The organism is Streptomyces sp. 6-11-2, assembly GCF_006540305.1.
GTDB lineage: Bacteria > Actinomycetota > Actinomycetes > Streptomycetales > Streptomycetaceae > Streptomyces.
Genome location: NZ_BJOR01000001.1, coordinates 4,926,527 through 4,942,806, shown reverse-complemented (window position 1 = coordinate 4,942,806; position 16,280 = coordinate 4,926,527). Strand labels below are relative to the sequence as shown.

At 72.7% G+C, this 16,280-nt stretch carries 12 protein-coding genes; 10 read left to right on the top strand and 2 right to left on the bottom strand.

Translation table 11 applies throughout. The features are described 5' to 3' along the window. Positions 1 to 47: 47 nt before the first annotated feature. The 10 genes from mmsA (at position 48) to TNCT6_RS21635 (ending at position 14,464) form a co-directional block, all read left to right on the top strand. Positions 48 to 1,607, top strand: coding sequence for a multiple monosaccharide ABC transporter ATP-binding protein (gene mmsA / locus TNCT6_RS21675; RefSeq protein ID WP_141361197.1), 1,560 nt, complete (start codon positions 48 to 50; stop codon positions 1,605 to 1,607). Next, on the top strand, positions 1,604 to 2,848 hold the full coding sequence (gene mmsB, locus TNCT6_RS21670; protein ID WP_141361195.1) for a multiple monosaccharide ABC transporter permease: 1,245 nt from the start codon (positions 1,604 to 1,606) through the stop codon (positions 2,846 to 2,848). Before mmsA ends, mmsB begins: the two co-directional genes overlap by 4 nt. A gap of 180 nt (positions 2,849 to 3,028) precedes the next feature. Continuing rightward, the gene (locus TNCT6_RS21665) at positions 3,029 to 4,672 is read left to right on the top strand and encodes a histidinol-phosphate transaminase (RefSeq protein WP_141361193.1); all 1,644 of its coding nucleotides are present in this window, start codon (positions 3,029 to 3,031) and stop codon (positions 4,670 to 4,672) included. A 101-nt stretch (positions 4,673 to 4,773) separates the two neighbouring features. Beyond that, the gene (locus tag TNCT6_RS21660; protein WP_141361191.1) at positions 4,774 to 5,730 is read left to right on the top strand and encodes an IS481 family transposase; all 957 of its coding nucleotides are present in this window, start codon (positions 4,774 to 4,776) and stop codon (positions 5,728 to 5,730) included. A 345-nt stretch (positions 5,731 to 6,075) separates the two neighbouring features. Next, entirely contained in the window at positions 6,076 to 9,042 is a 2,967-nt protein-coding gene (locus TNCT6_RS21655) for a beta-galactosidase (protein ID WP_141361189.1), read from the top strand. Positions 9,043 to 9,318: 276 nt separating this feature from the next. After that, positions 9,319 to 9,450 (top strand): hypothetical protein, encoded by a 132-nt coding sequence (locus tag TNCT6_RS41710; RefSeq protein WP_301184397.1) that lies wholly within the window; start codon positions 9,319 to 9,321, stop codon positions 9,448 to 9,450. A 95-nt stretch (positions 9,451 to 9,545) separates the two neighbouring features. Beyond that, positions 9,546 to 10,046 carry a toxin gene (locus tag TNCT6_RS21650; RefSeq protein ID WP_141366686.1) on the top strand — a complete coding sequence of 167 codons (501 nt, stop codon included), beginning with the start codon at positions 9,546 to 9,548 and terminating at the stop codon, positions 10,044 to 10,046. Further along, the gene (locus tag TNCT6_RS21645; protein WP_141361187.1) at positions 10,043 to 11,209 is read left to right on the top strand and encodes an MAB_1171c family putative transporter; all 1,167 of its coding nucleotides are present in this window, start codon (positions 10,043 to 10,045) and stop codon (positions 11,207 to 11,209) included. The genes TNCT6_RS21650 and TNCT6_RS21645 overlap by 4 nt, the downstream gene beginning before the upstream one ends. Positions 11,210 to 11,864: 655 nt before the next feature. Then, on the top strand, positions 11,865 to 13,040 hold the full coding sequence (locus tag TNCT6_RS21640; protein ID WP_141361185.1) for an MAB_1171c family putative transporter: 1,176 nt from the start codon (positions 11,865 to 11,867) through the stop codon (positions 13,038 to 13,040). 26 nt (positions 13,041 to 13,066) lie between these two features. Next, entirely contained in the window at positions 13,067 to 14,464 is a 1,398-nt protein-coding gene (locus TNCT6_RS21635) for an FAD-dependent monooxygenase (RefSeq protein ID WP_141361183.1), read from the top strand. Between the two features lie 32 nt (positions 14,465 to 14,496). On the opposite strand, the gene TNCT6_RS21630 is transcribed toward TNCT6_RS21635, so the two are convergent. Next, positions 14,497 to 15,342, bottom strand: a complete 846-nt coding sequence (locus TNCT6_RS21630; protein WP_141361181.1) for an SMP-30/gluconolactonase/LRE family protein — start codon at positions 15,340 to 15,342, stop codon at positions 14,497 to 14,499. Continuing rightward, positions 15,339 to 16,112: an IclR family transcriptional regulator gene (locus TNCT6_RS21625; protein ID WP_141361179.1), complete on the bottom strand. Its 774-nt coding sequence runs from the start codon at positions 16,110 to 16,112 to the stop codon at positions 15,339 to 15,341. Before TNCT6_RS21625 ends, TNCT6_RS21630 begins: the two co-directional genes overlap by 4 nt. Between the last annotated feature and the right edge of the window lie 168 nt (positions 16,113 to 16,280).

Here is a 16,280-nt window from a genome sequence, read left to right as displayed (position 1 = left end):
AAGCGACCGCCGCATCCACCGACCCCAACCGACTGGAAGGCACGACCATGGCGGGACCCGTCCTGGAAATGCGCTCGATCGGCAAGACCTTTCCCGGTGTCAAGGCGCTGTCGGACGTCACGCTGACGGTTCGCCGGGGCGAGGTGCACGCCATCTGCGGGGAGAACGGCGCCGGCAAGTCCACCCTGATGAAGGTGCTCTCCGGCGTCCATCCGCACGGAAGTTACGAGGGCGAGATCCTCTTCGAACAGGAGGTCTGCCGCTTCAAGGACATCCGGGCCAGCGAGCGGCGCGGCATCGTCATCATCCACCAGGAACTGGCGCTGGTGCCGTACCTGTCCATCGCGGAGAACATCTTCCTCGGCAACGAACACGCCACCCGCGGGTTCATCAACTGGAACGACACCCTCCGGCACGCCACCGAACTGCTGCGCCGCGTCGGCCTCGACGAGCACCCCGAGACCCGGGTCGCCGACATCGGCGTCGGCAAGCAGCAGCTCGTGGAGATCGCCAAGGCGCTGTCGAAGTCGGTGAAGCTACTCATCCTGGACGAGCCGACGGCCGCCCTGAACGACGAGGACAGCGGCAAACTCCTGCGTCTGATACTGGAGTTGAAGAAGCAGGGCATCACCTCGATCGTCATCTCCCACAAGCTGAACGAGATCCGCCGGGTCGCCGACTCGGTGACGATCCTGCGCGACGGCCGCACCATCGAGACCCTGGACGTGAAGGCGGCCGGCACCACCGAGGAACGGATCATCGCCCGCATGGTCGGCCGCGACCTCGACCACCGCTTCCCCGAACGCACCCCGCACCAGCCCGAGGAGGGCGCGGCCCCGGCGCTGGAGATCCGGGGCTGGACGGTGTTCCACCCGATCGACCGGCAGCGCCGGGTCGTCGACGACGTGTCGGTCCGGGTGCGGCGCGGGGAGATCGTCGGCATCGCGGGCCTGATGGGCGCCGGCCGCACCGAACTGGCGATGAGCGTCTTCGGCCGCGCCTACGGCCGGTACGCGGCCGGCACGGTCCTCAAGGACGGCCGGGAGATCAACACCAGGACCGTCGCGGAGGCGGTCGGGCACGGCATCGCCTACGTCACCGAGGACCGCAAGCACTACGGCCTGAACCTCATCGACACCGTCCACCGGAACATCTCGCTGACCGCGCTGCGCAAGGTGGCCCGGCGGGGCGTGGTGGACGAGCACGAGGAGCGGCAGGTCGCCGAGGGCTTCCGCACGTCCATGAACATCAAGGCGCCGACCGTCTTCGAGCCGGTGGGCAGGCTGTCCGGCGGCAACCAGCAGAAGGTCGTCCTCAGCAAGTGGATCTTCGCCGGTCCGGACGTGCTGATCCTGGACGAGCCCACGCGCGGCATCGACGTGGGCGCCAAGTACGAGATCTACACGGTCATCGACCGGTTGGCCGCCCAGGGCAAGGCGGTCGTCTTCATCTCCTCCGAACTGCCGGAGCTGCTCGGCATGTGCGACCGCATCTACACGATGGCCGCGGGGCGGCTGACCGGTGAGGTGCCGCGGGCCGAGGCCACCCAGGAAGTGCTGATGCGCCACATGACGAAGAACACGAAGGACGAAGAGGTGACGCGATGAGCACGGACGTGACCGCGCAGACCCCGGCCCCCGCGCCACCGGAGCGCGGCGCGGCGGCCGCCGGACGCGGCCTGCTCCGGCTGGTGCTGAACGGCCTGCGCCGCAACATGCGGCAGTACGGCATGCTGATCGCGCTCGGCCTGATCGTCGTCCTGTTCGAGATCTGGACCGGAGGGGACCTGCTGCTGCCGCGCAACGTCTCCAACCTGGTGCTCCAGAACAGCTACATCCTGATCCTGGCCATCGGCATGATGCTGGTGATCATCGCGGGCCACATCGATCTGTCGGTCGGCTCTCTGACCGCCTTCGTCGGCGCGGTGGCGGCGGCGCTGACGGTCAGTCACCAGGTACCGTGGCCGGTCGCGGTGGGCCTGTGTCTGCTGGTGGGGGCGGCCGCGGGCTCGCTGCAAGGGTTCATGATCGCCTATCTGGGCATACCGTCGTTCATCGTCACCCTCGCCGGGATGCTGCTCTTCCGCGGTCTGACGGAGATCCTGCTCAAGGGCCAGACCCTCGGCCCGTTCCCGGGCGGGCTCCAGAAGATGGGCAACGGCTTCCTGCCCGAGGTCGGCCCGAACACCAACTACCACAACCTCACCCTGCTCCTCGGCCTCGTCCTGATCGCCTCCGTGGTGTGGCAGGAGGTGCGGGACCGGCGCCGGCAGCAGGAGTTCTCCCTCGACGTCCCGCCCGCTCGGCTGTTCGCGCTCAAGCTCGTCGCCCTCGTCGCCGCGGTCCTGGTCGTCACGCTGCTGCTCGCCAGCTACAAGGGCGCGCCGATCGTGCTGATCGTCCTCGGCGTGCTGGTCGTCGGCTACGGCTACGTGATGCGCAACGCCGTCTTCGGCCGCCACATCTACGCCATCGGCGGCAACCTGCCGGCCGCGAAGCTGTCCGGCGTCAAGGACAGGCGGGTCACCTTCCAGGTGTTCCTGAACATGGGCGTGCTCGCGGCCCTGGCGGGTCTGGTGGTGGCGGCCCGCCTGAACGCGGCCTCCCCGAAGGCGGGCGTGAACTACGAACTGGAGGCGATCGCCTCGTCGTTCATCGGCGGCGCCTCCATGAGCGGCGGTGTCGGCACCGTGCTCGGCGCGATCATCGGCGGCCTCGTCCTCGGCGTGCTGAACAACGGCATGAACCTCCTCAGCGTCGGCACCGACTGGCAGCAGGTCATCAAGGGCCTGGCGCTGCTGGCGGCGGTCGGATTCGACGTGTGGAACAAGCGCAGGTCCGGCTCGTGAACCGGCCCTCGACGCACCCGCGCGGGGTCGCGGTTACCCGGGAATCACACTTCCCACACATGAGTTGAACAACGCCGCCCCCGTCTCCGTATCCATGGGTGGCCCGTGCTCCCCCGCGCGGGCCACCCCAGGACGACGGGCCCGGTCGTCCCCGCCGGGCCCGCCACACACGGAGGTTCCATGGCCGACAACGTCACCTCGCTGTTCCGCAGCACCGCGGCGCACAGCCCGTCGATGGCGGCGCTGACGCGGGAGGGCGGCGACGGGGCCGGGCCGGTGGACTTCTGCATTCCGTGCAACCCCTACTTCCCCACGCCCGCCATGTTCCAGGACATGGCGGCACGGCTGCGCGAGATCGTCACGTACTACCCGTCCAGCGCCGACACGATCACCGCCGAGCTGTGCAGCCTGCTCCAACTGCCGCCCCAGTGCGTGGCGATGGGCAACGGCTCCACCGAGCTGATCACCTGGATCGACCACCTGCTCGTGCGTGAGTCCCTGGCCGTCCCCGTCCCCACCTTCGGCCGCTGGACCGACCAGCCCATGGAGACCGGCAAGCGGGTCGACATGTTCCCGCTCCAGGAGTCCAACGGCTTCGCCCTGGACCCGGCGCAGTACGTGGAGTTCATCCGGGCGCGGGGGACCAGGGTCGCCGTGGTCTGCAACCCCAACAACCCCGACGGCGGCTTCGTGCCCAAGCACGCGCTGGTGCAGTTCATGGACGCCCTGGCCGATCTGGACCTGGTGGTGATCGACGAGTCGTTCCTGGAGTTCTCCGACGCCGAGGCCGAGCCGAGCGTGGTGCAGGAGGCGATGCTGCGCCCGAACGTGGTCGTGCTGCGCAGCCTGGGCAAGAACTTCGGCCTGCACGGCATCCGCTTCGGGTATCTGGTCGCCAATCCGGCGCTGGCGGGCAAGGTCCGTTCGATGCTGCCGAAGTGGAACCTCAACTCCTTCGCCGAGCACGTGGTGTTCATGCTCAAGGAGCACGGCGCGGAGTACCGGCAGAGCCTTCAGCAGGTGCGCCGCGACCGGCTGGAGATGGCCGCCCACCTCTCGGCGCTGCCCGGCCTGACGGTCTACCCGTCCCAGGGCAACTTCCTCTTCGTCCGCCTTCCCGTGGGTGCCGAGGGCACCGTGGTCCGGGACCGGCTGCTCACCGAGCACCGGATCCTGGTCCGCGAGTGCGGCAACAAGATCGGCTCCTCCAGCCGCTTCCTGCGGCTCGTGGTGCGCCCCGAGGTGGACGTTCGTCGTCTCGTCTCCGCCTTGGAACAGGTGCTCTACGGGAGCGGGAGGGGAGCGGCCGCACCCGAGCCGGGTCATGGGACCAACTACAGCTCGGGTACGGCCGCGGTGGACCGGCTGGTGAGCGAGACCAACGGGGGCGGGCTGCGGATGCCGGCCGCCGTTCCCGGGACAGCCGCCGCCCCGGGGATACCCGCCCCGGCCGCCGGCACCGCGATGCCGCTCCCCCTCACGGCGTCGGCGGCCCCCGCCCCGCAGCAGGTCACCCCCGGCACCCCCCTGCCGGCGGCCACCGCCCAGCCGCCGGCCCCCGCACCGGCCCCGATACACCCCCTGGCACCGGCGGCACAACAGGTCCCGGCTCCCGCCGCCGCTCCCGCCCCGGCACCCGTACCGGCGCCCGCTCCCGGGCCGACCCCGCCGGGCGTCCCCGCCCGCGGCGGCCTCACCGCCGCCCAGGTGCGCGGCATGACCGCCCCGCCCCCCGGCGCCCCCGGCCTGACCCCGGCCCCGGCGACCGGCTGGCCCAGCCCCCAGAACTGGCCGAACGCGGCAGGCATGGGACAGGCGGGCTAGGTGTATTGACCACGAGCGTTGTTAACGCGATCTGGTCTTGATCGTGGCGAAGGCCTCCGTGTGTGGTGGAGGTGTCGAATCTTCACCGCACGGAGGCCTTCGTGTCCCACCGTAATGCCCGGCTGACTGTTCACGGCAGGCGGCTGCTCGTCGAACGTGTCCGTTCCGGCCGTCCTGTCGCCCACGTCGCTGCGGAGATGGGTGTCTCCCGCCCCACCGCCCACAAGTGGATCCGGCGCTGGCGGTCCGAGGGCGAGAGCGGACTCCTCGACCGCTCCAGTCGTCCCCGCAGGACACCACACCGGACCGCAGCCACCACCGAGGCGGCCGTCTGCAGGCTGCGGCGGGATCGCAAGCTGGGCCCGGCACGCATCGGACCGATCCTGGGCATGCCCGCCTCCACCGTGCACCGCATCCTGACCCGGCACGGCCTGAACCGACTCGCCTTCCTGGACCGGCCCACCGGCCAGGTCATCCGCCGCTATGAACGCGACCGACCCGGCGAGCTGCTCCATGTCGACGTCAAGAAACTCGGCCGAATCCCCGACGGCGGCGGTCACAGGGTGCTGGGCCGCCAGGCCGGCCGCACCACCCGCAACAGCATGGGCTACGACTACGTCCACTCCGCCGTCGACGACCACAGCCGCCTGGCCTACAGCGAGATCCACCCGGACGAAAAGGCCGCCACCTGCGCCGCCTTCCTCACCCGCGCAGCCGCGTTCTTCCACGCCCACGGCATGACCCGCATCGAACGGGTTCTGACCGACAACGCTTGGCCCTACCGCAAGAGCTTCGCCTGGCGACAGGCACTTGCCGACCTGGGCGCGGCCGGCAAACACACACGCGTCTACCGGCCGCAGACCAACGGCAAGGTCGAACGCTTCAACCGCACCCTGCTCGACGAATGGGCCTACCTGCGGCCCTACACCAGCAACCGCGAGCGAACCGAAGCCCTGGCAGACTTCCTCCACACCTACAACCACCACCGCTGCCACACCGCACTCGGCGGCCACCCACCGATCAGCCGCGTCAACAACGCTCCGGGTCAATACAGCTAGGGCCTCTCGTTTGGATCATGCCGGGCTCACGGGCCCTGGCACCGCTCCCCCAAGCTCTTCGAGCAGGGGGTACCCCCAGCCGCGTTGTCGTCGGTCGGCAGGGCTCCGCCCTGCCGCCCTCCTCCGCCCTGCGACGCACGGCACCAGACCCCGCTCCCTGATCCGGCCTGATCCAAACGAAAGACCCTGGGCGACGAGGCCAAGGGCGCCTCTCCACGGGCCTCCGGCGCCGTTCGTACGCCGTCGTGCGATCGCGGCGAGTTCCGTGCGCGTGCGGGGCGCGGGGCGGCTTCCGTGCAGAATGGCGGCACCCGCGCCCCGTAAGATCGCCCCGGAGGCACACCCTTGGCGCTCAGCAGACGTTCATTCAGCGCCCTCGCCGGCGCCGCCGCGCTCGGACTGGCCCTGGGCGGCAGCGGCGGACCGGGGGCGCCGTCGGCCTACGCCGCCCGCTCCGTGCCCACCGGCCCGCCGCCGCCCCCGCCGAGCGCCGACGGACGGCGCCACAGCGTCGGCTTCGACCGCTACTCGCTGCTGGTCGACGGCCGGCGGCTGGTGCTGTGGTCGGGCGAGATGCATCCCTTCCGGCTGCCGAGCCCCGCCCTGTGGCGGGACGTGCTCCAGAAGATGCGCGCGTACGGCCACAACGCCGTCAGCGTCTACGTGGCCTGGAACTACCACTCCCCCGCCCCGGGGAAGTACGACTTCACCGGGGTGCGGGATCTGGACCTGTTCCTGCGCATGGCCGCCGAGACCGGCCTCTACGTCATCCTGCGCCCCGGCCCCTACATCAACGCCGAGGTCGACGGCGGCGGCTTCCCCGGCTGGCTGACCGCCACCGAGGGCACCGCGCGGACCGCCGATCCCACGTACCTGAAACACGTCGACGAGTGGCTGGGGCACGTCGACGCCGTCGCCACCCGGCACCTGTTCACCCGGGGCACCGGCACGGTCCTGCTCTACCAGATCGAGAACGAGTACGACGCCCACGTGGACGAGCCGACCGGGCGCGCCTACATGGCCCACCTGTACAAGAAGGTGCGCGCCGACGGCATCGACGTCCCCCTCTTCCACAACGACAAGGGCAGGAACGGCCACTGGATCCCCGGCTCGTTCGACACCGGCGGTGAGAAGCGGGGGTGGCTGTACGGGTTCGACGGGTACCCGTCGCCGTCCCAGACCCCGCCCGACTGGGGGTACTTCGGAAGCGGTGGTAGGACCGGCGGGGCGAGCGCCAGTCCGCGCACGCCCGGGTTCATGCCGGAGTCCGGCGGCGGCTGGTTCGATCCGTGGGGCGGTGCCTGGTCGAAGGGCAAGGGGTACGCGGAGTCGCGGCGCACCCGGGACGCGGCGTACGAGCGGCGCTACTATCTGACCCACCTCGCCAACGGCATCACCGTCCACAACGTGTACATGGCCTTCGGCGGCACCTCCTGGGGCTGGCTGCCGGCGCCGGTCGTCTACACGTCGTACGACTACGGGGCGGCCCTCGACGAGGGGCGCCGGCCCACCGACAAGCTGGTGCCGATGCACCAGATCGGGCACATGCTCCAGCGCATCCCGGACTTCGCCAGGCTGGACCGCGCGGCCGATGTGAAGGTGCGCGGGCTGAGGACGTACCACCTGAAGAACCCGGACACCGGCACCCACGTCTACGTCCTGCGCAACGACGGCGACCAGGAGGTCTCCTCGACGCTGCGCGCGGCCGGTGCCGACCTGCCGGTGACCGTGCCGGCCCGGGACGCCCGGATGATGGTCACCGGGCTGTCGCTGGGGCGGCGCACGGTGCGGTACTCGACCGCGCAGCCGATGCTGTTCCTCACCGCGGGACAACAGGACGTCGCCGTGTTCTGCGGGCGGCAGGGCGAGCTGGCCCGCGTGGTGCTGGAGGCCGCCGAGGAGCCGCTGGTCACCCGGATGAGCCAGGAGGCCGCGTACGCCTACGACCGCGGCCTGCTGCGCCTGACCGTCCCGCTCGGCGCCGGCGGGCTGATCGGGGTCCGGGTGGAGGGCGACGGGAACGACCGCCCGCTGCTGCTGCTCTTCGCCGACGAGGCGACCTCGATGCGTCTGTGGCCGTACGACACCCCGTCGGGCTCCCTGCTGGTCCACGGCCCCGCGCTGCTGCGCACCGCCACCGTGCGCGGCTCCACGCTGCACCTCACCGGCGACACCGTCGGGGAGACGGGGCTGGAGATGTGGGGGCCGCGCGGAATCGACGGTATGACGTGGAACGGCCGCGCCATCCCGGTGTCGGCCACCGGCTCGGGGAGCGTGCGGGCCGGTGCGCCACTGCCGGGCGTGCCCGAGGTGACGCTGCCCGCGCTCGGCGGCTGGCGGGCGCGCACCGAGAACCCCGAGTCCGGGCCGGGCTTCGACGACTCGGCGTGGAAGCCCGCCGACCGGGCGTCCTCGCACAGCACGACCCCCGTGCCGAAGGGGCAGCCGGTGCTGTTCGCCGACGACTACGGCTTCCACTACGGGGACGTCTGGTACCGCGGCACGTTCACGGACTCCACGAGCGTCGAATCGGTCTCCCTGGCCTACAGCACCGGCACGCAGGGACTGCTGATGGCCTGGCTGGACGGCGAGCCGCTGGGCACCCACCGGATGCCGGTGCCCGACAACAGCACCATCCGGCGGGGAAGTTGGTCGGACACGGCGGTCTTCCCGGTGCGCGGCCCGCAGCGCGGACCCGGCCGGCACGTGCTGTCGGTCCTGGTGCGGCGGATGCAGCACGACCAGGACGGCGCGGCGCGCGACACCCACAAGGCGGCGCGCGGTCTGACGGCGGTCACCTTCACCGGGGCCGCGCCGAAGGTGCGGTGGCGGATCCAGGGCGAGGCCGCGCCCGACCCGGTGCGCGGGCCGCTGAACAACGGCGGGCTGTACGGGGAGCGGGAGGGCTGGCACCTGCCGGGCTTCCCGGACCGCGACTGGGAGCCGGTCACGTTCCCGCGCGCGGCGCGGCGGCAGGGCGTGACCTGGTACCGGACCACGTTCCGGCTGGCCGTGGAGCAGGGCGTCGACGCCTCGATCGGGCTCACCCTGGACGACGACCGGTACCGCTCCTACCGCGCGCAGATCTTCCTCAACGGCTGGAACATGGGCCAGTACATCAACGATGTCGGTCCGCAGCACACGTTCGTCCTGCCGAACGGGATCCTGCGCACCCGGGGCACCAACACCCTGGCCCTGGCGGTGCTGTCGGAGTTCACCACGCTGTCGGGCCCGGGGCGGGTCCGGCTGACGCTGCTGGGCGCGGCGGCCGGCGGGGTGCCGGTGACACCGCTGCCGTCGCCGGGGCGGTGACCCAGCAAGCGCTCAACGAGCCGAAGGACAGCGGTCGTTCCCGGTCGTACAACGGTCACCGGATCGCATGGCGCGGGCAACTCCCGCCGCGTAGGCTCGAACGGCCCTCCCATGACGGAGGGCCGGAAGGGGTGTGGCGATGGACTCAGCGGGCGGGTCGGTCCGCCTCGCCCCGGACCCCGCCACACCGGCCGGGCGGTGCTCCGTCTCCGTCCGGATCCCGGCCCCCGTGCTGACCGCCTCCCTGGTGATCAAACCGTCCACGGCCATCCGGCTGTGGCAGGACCCGACGCCGCGCGGATCGGCGCGGCCTCCCGGGCCCCGCGCGACCCCGACGGCGTCGCGGCGGTACGCCGCGGGGCCGCCGTTCCGGCGGGGAGCGTGCCCGTTCACGAGGGGCACGAGTGAGGGAGGAAAGACCTTCCGCCACCGCGGGCGGCGCGGGGATGATGGGGGCAGGCCTGGGAGATGCGCGGGAGAACATGGTGCGTAGGAAAAGGGAGATGCGGCGGCTCGCCGACGCGCTCATCGACCCCATCCAGGTGCCGGTACCCGCCGACCCGGAGGTGCTGTTAACCGCGCTCGTCGACTCCGTCAGCGCCTGGCGGGGCCGCCGGGTCGTCGTCCGGCGGGAGGTGTTCCCGCCGCACACCGCCAGCGGGCTGTGGCTGGAGGGCGAGACCCAGGACGTGGTCGTCGTCGACCAGCGGGCCGCCGTGTGGCACCAGATCGTGATCTTCTGCCACGAGGTGTGGCACATGAACCGGCGGGAGGCCGACGCGGACGCCGCGCCCGCCGCGGGTCCGCCCCGGCCGGTCGCGGCGCGCACCGACTTCAGCCTGGCCGACGAACAGGAGGCCGACCGGTTCGGCATGCTGATGGGCCGTCGGCTGCGGACCTGGCTGGAGGCGTCGGCGGACCCGGCGTTCGGCGACGGCCCCGACCAGGACCTCGCCGGACGTATCGGGGCAGCGCTCAACTACCGGGGGAACCGGGGAGCATGAGCGGTCTGATCAACTACGTCAGCTGCGGTGTGCTGTGGCTGGGTCTGGCGGTGAAGGCCCCCGATCTGGCCCGCCACCGGAGCGATCCCTATCTCCGCGCGATCTGCGCGGTGCTGGGTCTGGGCGGCTTCTGCTTCATCCTCGGGGCTCCGCCGACGGTCGGCGCGATCAACCGGCTCAGCGGTGTGCCGAACCTGGCCGCGCCGCTCACGTACGCGTCGATCACCGCGTACAGCGCGGCCTCCCAGGTCCTCGTCGTTCACTGGCGGGGCGGCGAGCACGTGCACCGGGTGGCCCGGCGCTGGATCGTGGCCTACGCGCTGGTGCTCGTCGGTATCGCCGTCACGTTCGCGCTCGGCGAGGCGCCGGTGGAGCGCCGTACCGACCTGGACACCTACTACGCGACGACGCCGTTCCTCGCCGAGATGATCGTGCTGTACCTGGTGGGGCATCTCTGCGCCGTCAGCGTCACCACGGTGTCCGCGCTGCGCTGGGCGCGCGAGGTGGCCGGCTGGCTGCGTGCGGGGCTGGTGGTGCTGGGGGTGGGGTCGCTGTGCGCCGGCGGGTACAGCGTGACCAAGCTCGTCGCCGTGGTCGCCCGCTGGTGCGGGCGGGACTGGTCGTCGCTCGGCACGAACGTCTCGCCGGCCGCCGCCGGGATGGGCGCCCTGCTGACGTCGGCGGGCATCCTGGTGCCGCTGGCCGGGCCCCGCCTCACCGAGTGGCGGCGGTCCCGGCTGGCGTACGCGCGGCTGGAACCGCTGGAGCGCGAGCTGGACGACCTGCTCACCCGCCGCTGTCTGCGGCTGCCGCGGCCGCGCTGGGCGACGCCCACCACCCGGCTGATGTGGCGTCAGACCAGCATCCACAACGCGCTCAGCTATCTGGACGCGTCCTTCGACCGGTGCCTGTACGAGCGCACCCACGAGGCGGTGCTGGGGTCGACCGGTGACACCGAGCGCGCCGAGGCCGCCGCGTGGGCGGCGGTCATCGCCGCCGCCGTGCGCGAGCCCGGCGAGCCGCTGCCCGGCGAGGCGGACCGGCTGACCGTCCGGGTACCGGGCCCGGCCGCCCTGGTCCGCGTCGCGGACGCCCTGGCCACCCCCATCTCCGCTACGGCCACCCGCGTCCCCACCGGCCCGACCCCCACGACCACACCATGACCGACTCCCACGCGGCCCGACGACCGCCACGAGAATCTCCCGAAGCCGCGCCCACGGCCCACACGACGACCACACCCGCCACCACCACCCGCGGCCCGGCGGCACACCGGACGTCCACGCACCCCCCGACCGCCCACCGGACCGACCCACGCGGCACCGCCACGCACGGCACAACAGCACCATCGCCCAGCCGACGAGCGACCTTCCCGCACGCGACCGCAACCAACTCGCCGTCCAGCAAGCGTGGGATCACCCCCCGCCCGGCACCCGCGCACCCGTCGGCCGCCCGCCGGACCGGCTCTCGCGGGACCGCCGCACACGGAGCAGCGACCCCGCCGCCCGGCGAGCGTGGGGCCACCCCGTGCCCGGCACCCGCGCTCCGGACAGCCGTCCCCCGCGGGGGCGCCACACACGGAGCAGCAACACCGCCACCCGGCGAGCGTGGGGCCACCCCGTGCCCGGCACCCGCGCTCCGGACAGCCGTCCCCCGCGGGGGCGCCACACACGGAGCAGCAACACCGCCACCCGGCACGCGCGCGGCCGACCCGCGCCCCACCGCCGCCCCCCGGACGGCCGTCCGTGAAGCCGGGGCGGTCATGGGAGTTCGGGGTGGCAGCGCTGCGGGGCGGGTCGGGCGTGCGGGGAAGTGGTCGGCGTGAGTCTCGTCGTTTATCTGGCGGCCGGGATCTTCGGACTGTCCGCGACCGTGTTGCTGCGGCGGCCGCGTACCGCGGTGCGCAATCCGCTGACCATGTCCACGTGTGCCGCGATCGTCCTCGGCTCGCTGGTGTTCGTCTGTTCGGCGCCGCTGACGCTGGCCACCGTCAACGACCTCATGGGCATCCCCAACTTCGGTGCCCCGCTGACCTACGGGATGCTCTCCGCGTACAGCTGCTCGCTGCTCATCCTGCTGATCAACTGGCGGGGCGGACCGCGCCAGCGGGTGCGGCGCACGGTGCTGCGGAGCATCGCCGCCTACGCTCCGCTGATCGTCGTCATCGTCGTGCTGTTCATGCTGGGCGACGCCCGCACCGAGCGGCTGACCGACCTGGACACCTACTACGCCAACACGCCGTACCTGCGCGAGATGATCCTGCTCTACCTGCTCGGGCACAGCGCCGCGACACTGGCGGCGTGCGCGCTGTGCGTCAAGTGGAGCCGCGAGGTCACCGGGCTGCTGCGGGCCGGGCTGCGGCTGATCCTGGCCGGCTCGGTGCTGGACGTGGTGGGCTTCCAGCTGACCAAGTACACGGCGATCGCGGCACGTTGGACGGGCCACGACCTGGACGTGCTGTCCACGAAGGTCGCCCCGCCGATGGCCTCGCTCGGCGCGCTGCTGTGCTCGGCCGGCTTCGTGCTGCCCAGGCTGCTCCCGGTGCTCCTCGCCCAGGCGCGCGGCCTGCGCGACCACCGGCGGCTGGGCCCGCTGTGGTCGCGGGTGCGGTTCGTGTCCACCGCGCCCAAGCCGCCGAGCCCGTGGTGGCAACTGCCGCTCGCACGCCTCCAGTGGCGGGAGGTGTCCATCCACGACGCGCTGCTGGGCCTCGCTCCGTACTTCGACGACGAGGTCCGCGAGCGGGCGCTGGCCGCCGCCCGGCGCGCGGGCCACGGCGCCCACGAGGCGCGGATCGCGGCGGAGGCGGCGATGCTCGCCGACGCCGCGCGCCGCGCCGCCGCCCGCGAGGAGCCCCTCGCGGCGCCGAGCGGATACCGCCTCCACGCCACGGAGGTGTCCGGAACCAGCGGTCTCGTGGAACTGGCGCAGGCGCTGGTCCCCACACCCGCCGAAACCGCCGTACGAGCAGGAACGGTGAGGACCTCCCATGGCTGAGGCCATGGCCGACTCCGAGGAGCCCCATGCCCCGTAGAGCTGTCGTCATCGGTGCCGGACTGGCCGGCATGCTGGCCGCCGCCGTGCTCTCCGACGTCGTGGACGACGTGGTCGTAGTGGACCGCGACGACCTGCCCGAGGGGCCGGAGCACCGCCGGGGACTGCCGCAGGGGCGCCATGCCCATCTGCTCATGGCCGGTGGCCTGGCCGCCATGGAGGAGCTGATGCCGGGCGGGAGCATCCGGGAGCGGCTGCTGACCGCGGGCGCCCGGGAGATACCGCTGGGCCACGGCATGGTGGCCCTGACCCCCGAGGGCTGGCTGCGGCGCTGGCGGCACGACGGACCGCGGATGCTCAGCTGCACCCGCGCCCTGCTGGACTACACGGTCCGCTCCGCCGTCCTCGCCCACACCGGGGCGGTGATCCGCACGGCGCAGGCGGTCGGCCTGGTGGGCGACGCGCGGCGCGTGCGCGGTGTCCGCGTCGCCACCCCCGCCGCGGAGGAGGTGCTGGCCGCGGACTTCGTGGTCGACGCGAGCGGGCGCGGATCGCGGGTGGTGACCTGGCTCCGCGAGCTCGGGATCTCCGGGGTGCGGGAGCGCGGCGTGGACGCCGGGCTGGTCAACGCCACACGCGTGTACCGCACGCCCGCCGGGGCCGAGCAGTTCCCGCTGACGATGGTGCAGGCGGACCCGTACGTGGGCCGGCCGGGCCGCAGCGGCATGGTGCTGCCGATAGAGGGCGACCGCTGGATGGTCAGCCTCGCCGGCTCGCGGGGCGGTGAGCCGCCGGCGGACCCCGACGGGTTCCTGCGCTACGCCCTCGATCTGCCGTCCCCCATCGTCGGCCGGCTCGTCTCCGGCGCCGAACCCCTCACCGACGTGTACATCAGCCGCAGCACCAGCAACGCCCGCCGTTACCTGGAGAAGCTGCCGCGCTGGCCCGAGGGCTTCGTGGCACTCGGCGACGCGGTGGCCACCTACAACCCGGCCTACGGGCAGGGCATGTCGGTGGCCGCGCTCGGTGCGCGGCTGCTGCGCGACGAACTGCGCCGCTCCGGCCCGGACGCGCCCGGTCTCGCCCGCCGTGTGCAGCGCGGCGCCGCCCGTCCGGTCGACGCGGCCTGGGCGGCCGCGGTCGGCCAGGACGTCTGGTACCCGAACAGCCGCGGCGCCTCGCCCGGAGCCGCCGACCGCCTGGTCACCTCCTACAGCCGCCGTCTGACACGGGCGGCCACCGGCTCCTACCGGGCCGCGGCCGCCCTCTGGGAGGTCACCAGCCTGCGCACCGGGCCGCAGCGCCTCCTCCGCCCCGACACCCTCCTCGACGTACTGAACGGCCCTCTGCTCCCCCCGCTGGCGGGTCCCCCGCTGACCCCGGCCGAGCGCAAGATCCTGGAGGGACTGGACCGGACGAACACCTGACCGGGCCCGACCGCCGAAGCGGGCCGGCGGTGTCAGCCCGCGAAGGCGGGTTGGACCAGGCCCTGGCCCGCGTCGGGGACGACGAGGAGTGAGCCCGCCAGGGAATGGGGGGCGGCCAGGCCCGTACGGGCCGTGGTGACGTAGAGGTCGGTCAGGCCGGGGCCGGCGAAGGCACAGGCCGTCGGGCGGGAGACCGGGAGGTCGAGCTCGCGGTCCAGGGGGCCGGCGGGGGTGTAGCGGCGGATCGCGGCGCCGTCCCACAGGGCCACCCAGACACAGCCGTCGGCGTCGACCGTGAGGCCGTCCGGGAAGCCGGCTCCCTCCTCCACCTGGGCCAACTGCCGTCTGCCCGTGATCCGTTGCCCGTCGAAGTCGAAGACGTCGACACGGCGGGTCGGTGAGTCGACGTAGTACATCAGGCGGCCGTCGGGGCTCCAGCCGGTGCCGTTGCTCACCGCCACGGCGGGCAGCACCACCTCGGCCGCGCCGTCGCCGGTCAGGCGGGTCAGGGTGCCGCCGCCCGGTGCCTCGTCGTAGCGCATGGTGCCGGCCCACAGGGAGCCGTCGGGTGCCACGGCGGCGTCGTTGCCGCGCCGGCCGGGAACCGGGTCGCGGTGCAGCCAGCGGAAGGCGCCGTCGGGGTCCACCAGGCCCACCCCGTCCCGGAGGTTGAGGACGAGCCCGCCGCCCGCGCGGGGCTTCGCCGCGCCCACGTGCTGCCCGGTCGTACGGACCGTGCACCGGCCCGAGGAGGGGTCGTAGCCGTGCACCCGGGAGGAGAGGATGTCGACCCAGATCAGCCGCCCGGCCTCCGGGTCCCAGGTCGGGCCCTCGCCCAGTTCCGCCCGCGCGCGGACGGCGACCTCGTACCCCGTCATGCCGTGCCCCGGTGGCCGAGCCGCTCCGACAGCTCGGCGGCGCCCTTCGCGGCGAGCCGCTCCAGCTCCGCCCGCCGCTCCTCGCTCCAGCGGATCATGGGCACCGAGATGGACAGGGCCGCGACCACCTGCCCGGTGCGGTCGCGCACCGGCGCGGCCACACAACTGACGTCCGGGTTGGATTCACGGCTCTCCACCGCCATGCCCCGCCGCCGGATCTCGCGCAGGGCCTCGCGCAGCGCGGCCGGGTCGGTGATGCTGTTCGGCGTCATCGCGACCAGTTCGGCGTCGTCCGGGACGCGCGCGCCCAGCTCCTTCTCGGGCAGGGAGGCGAGCAGCATCTTGCCGACCGAGGTGCAGTGCGCCGGGAGGCGGCGACCGGCCGCGGAGACCATGCGCACCGCGTGCGTGGAGTCCACCTTGGCGATGTAGATGACGTCGGTGTCCTCCAGGATCGCCACGTGCACGGTCTCGTCGCAGGTCTCCGCGACCGAGCGGGCGACCTGCTGGCCCTCGGCGGCGAGGTCCAACTGCTCGGCGTAGCGGCTGCCGAGCTGGTAGGGGCGTACACCCAGCCGGTAGCGTCCGGGCTGCCCGGTCACGGGCACGATGTACTGGCGGGCGGCGAGCGTGGTGACCAGCTCGTGCACCGTGGTGCGCGGCAGTCGCAGCCTGCGCACGATGTCGGGGGCGGAGAGCGTCCCGTCCCCGTCGAGGAAGAGCTCGAGGATGTCCAGAGCCCGGGTCACGGCAGGTACGAGACGTCCCACGACCGGCCCCCTCCCTTGATCCAAGTGATTCCGAGTGATCCGAGTGATCCAAGCTGTGTTCGAAATATCAAAAGGCGGTCGGCATGACGAACACAGGCTAGTCACCGCGGAATGCGCGGGCAATGGGCGGGCGCGCGTGCATCGGGCGGGCGCGTGAGCAATGGGTGG

Excerpts from the sequence above, each read along its gene's own strand:
- mmsA (WP_141361197.1), top strand. The coding sequence starts at position 48 with ATGGCGGGACCCGTCCTGGAAATGCGCTCGATCGGCAAGACCTTTCCC.
- TNCT6_RS21645 (WP_141361187.1), top strand. The coding sequence starts at position 10,043 with ATGAGCGGTCTGATCAACTACGTCAGCTGCGGTGTGCTGTGGCTGGGT.
- mmsB (WP_141361195.1), top strand. The coding sequence starts at position 1,604 with ATGAGCACGGACGTGACCGCGCAGACCCCGGCCCCCGCGCCACCGGAG.
- TNCT6_RS21665 (WP_141361193.1), top strand. The coding sequence starts at position 3,029 with ATGGCCGACAACGTCACCTCGCTGTTCCGCAGCACCGCGGCGCACAGC.
- TNCT6_RS21650 (WP_141366686.1), top strand. The coding sequence starts at position 9,546 with ATGCGGCGGCTCGCCGACGCGCTCATCGACCCCATCCAGGTGCCGGTA.
- TNCT6_RS21635 (WP_141361183.1), top strand. The coding sequence starts at position 13,067 with ATGCCCCGTAGAGCTGTCGTCATCGGTGCCGGACTGGCCGGCATGCTG.
- TNCT6_RS21630 (WP_141361181.1), bottom strand. The coding sequence starts at position 15,342 with ATGACGGGGTACGAGGTCGCCGTCCGCGCGCGGGCGGAACTGGGCGAG.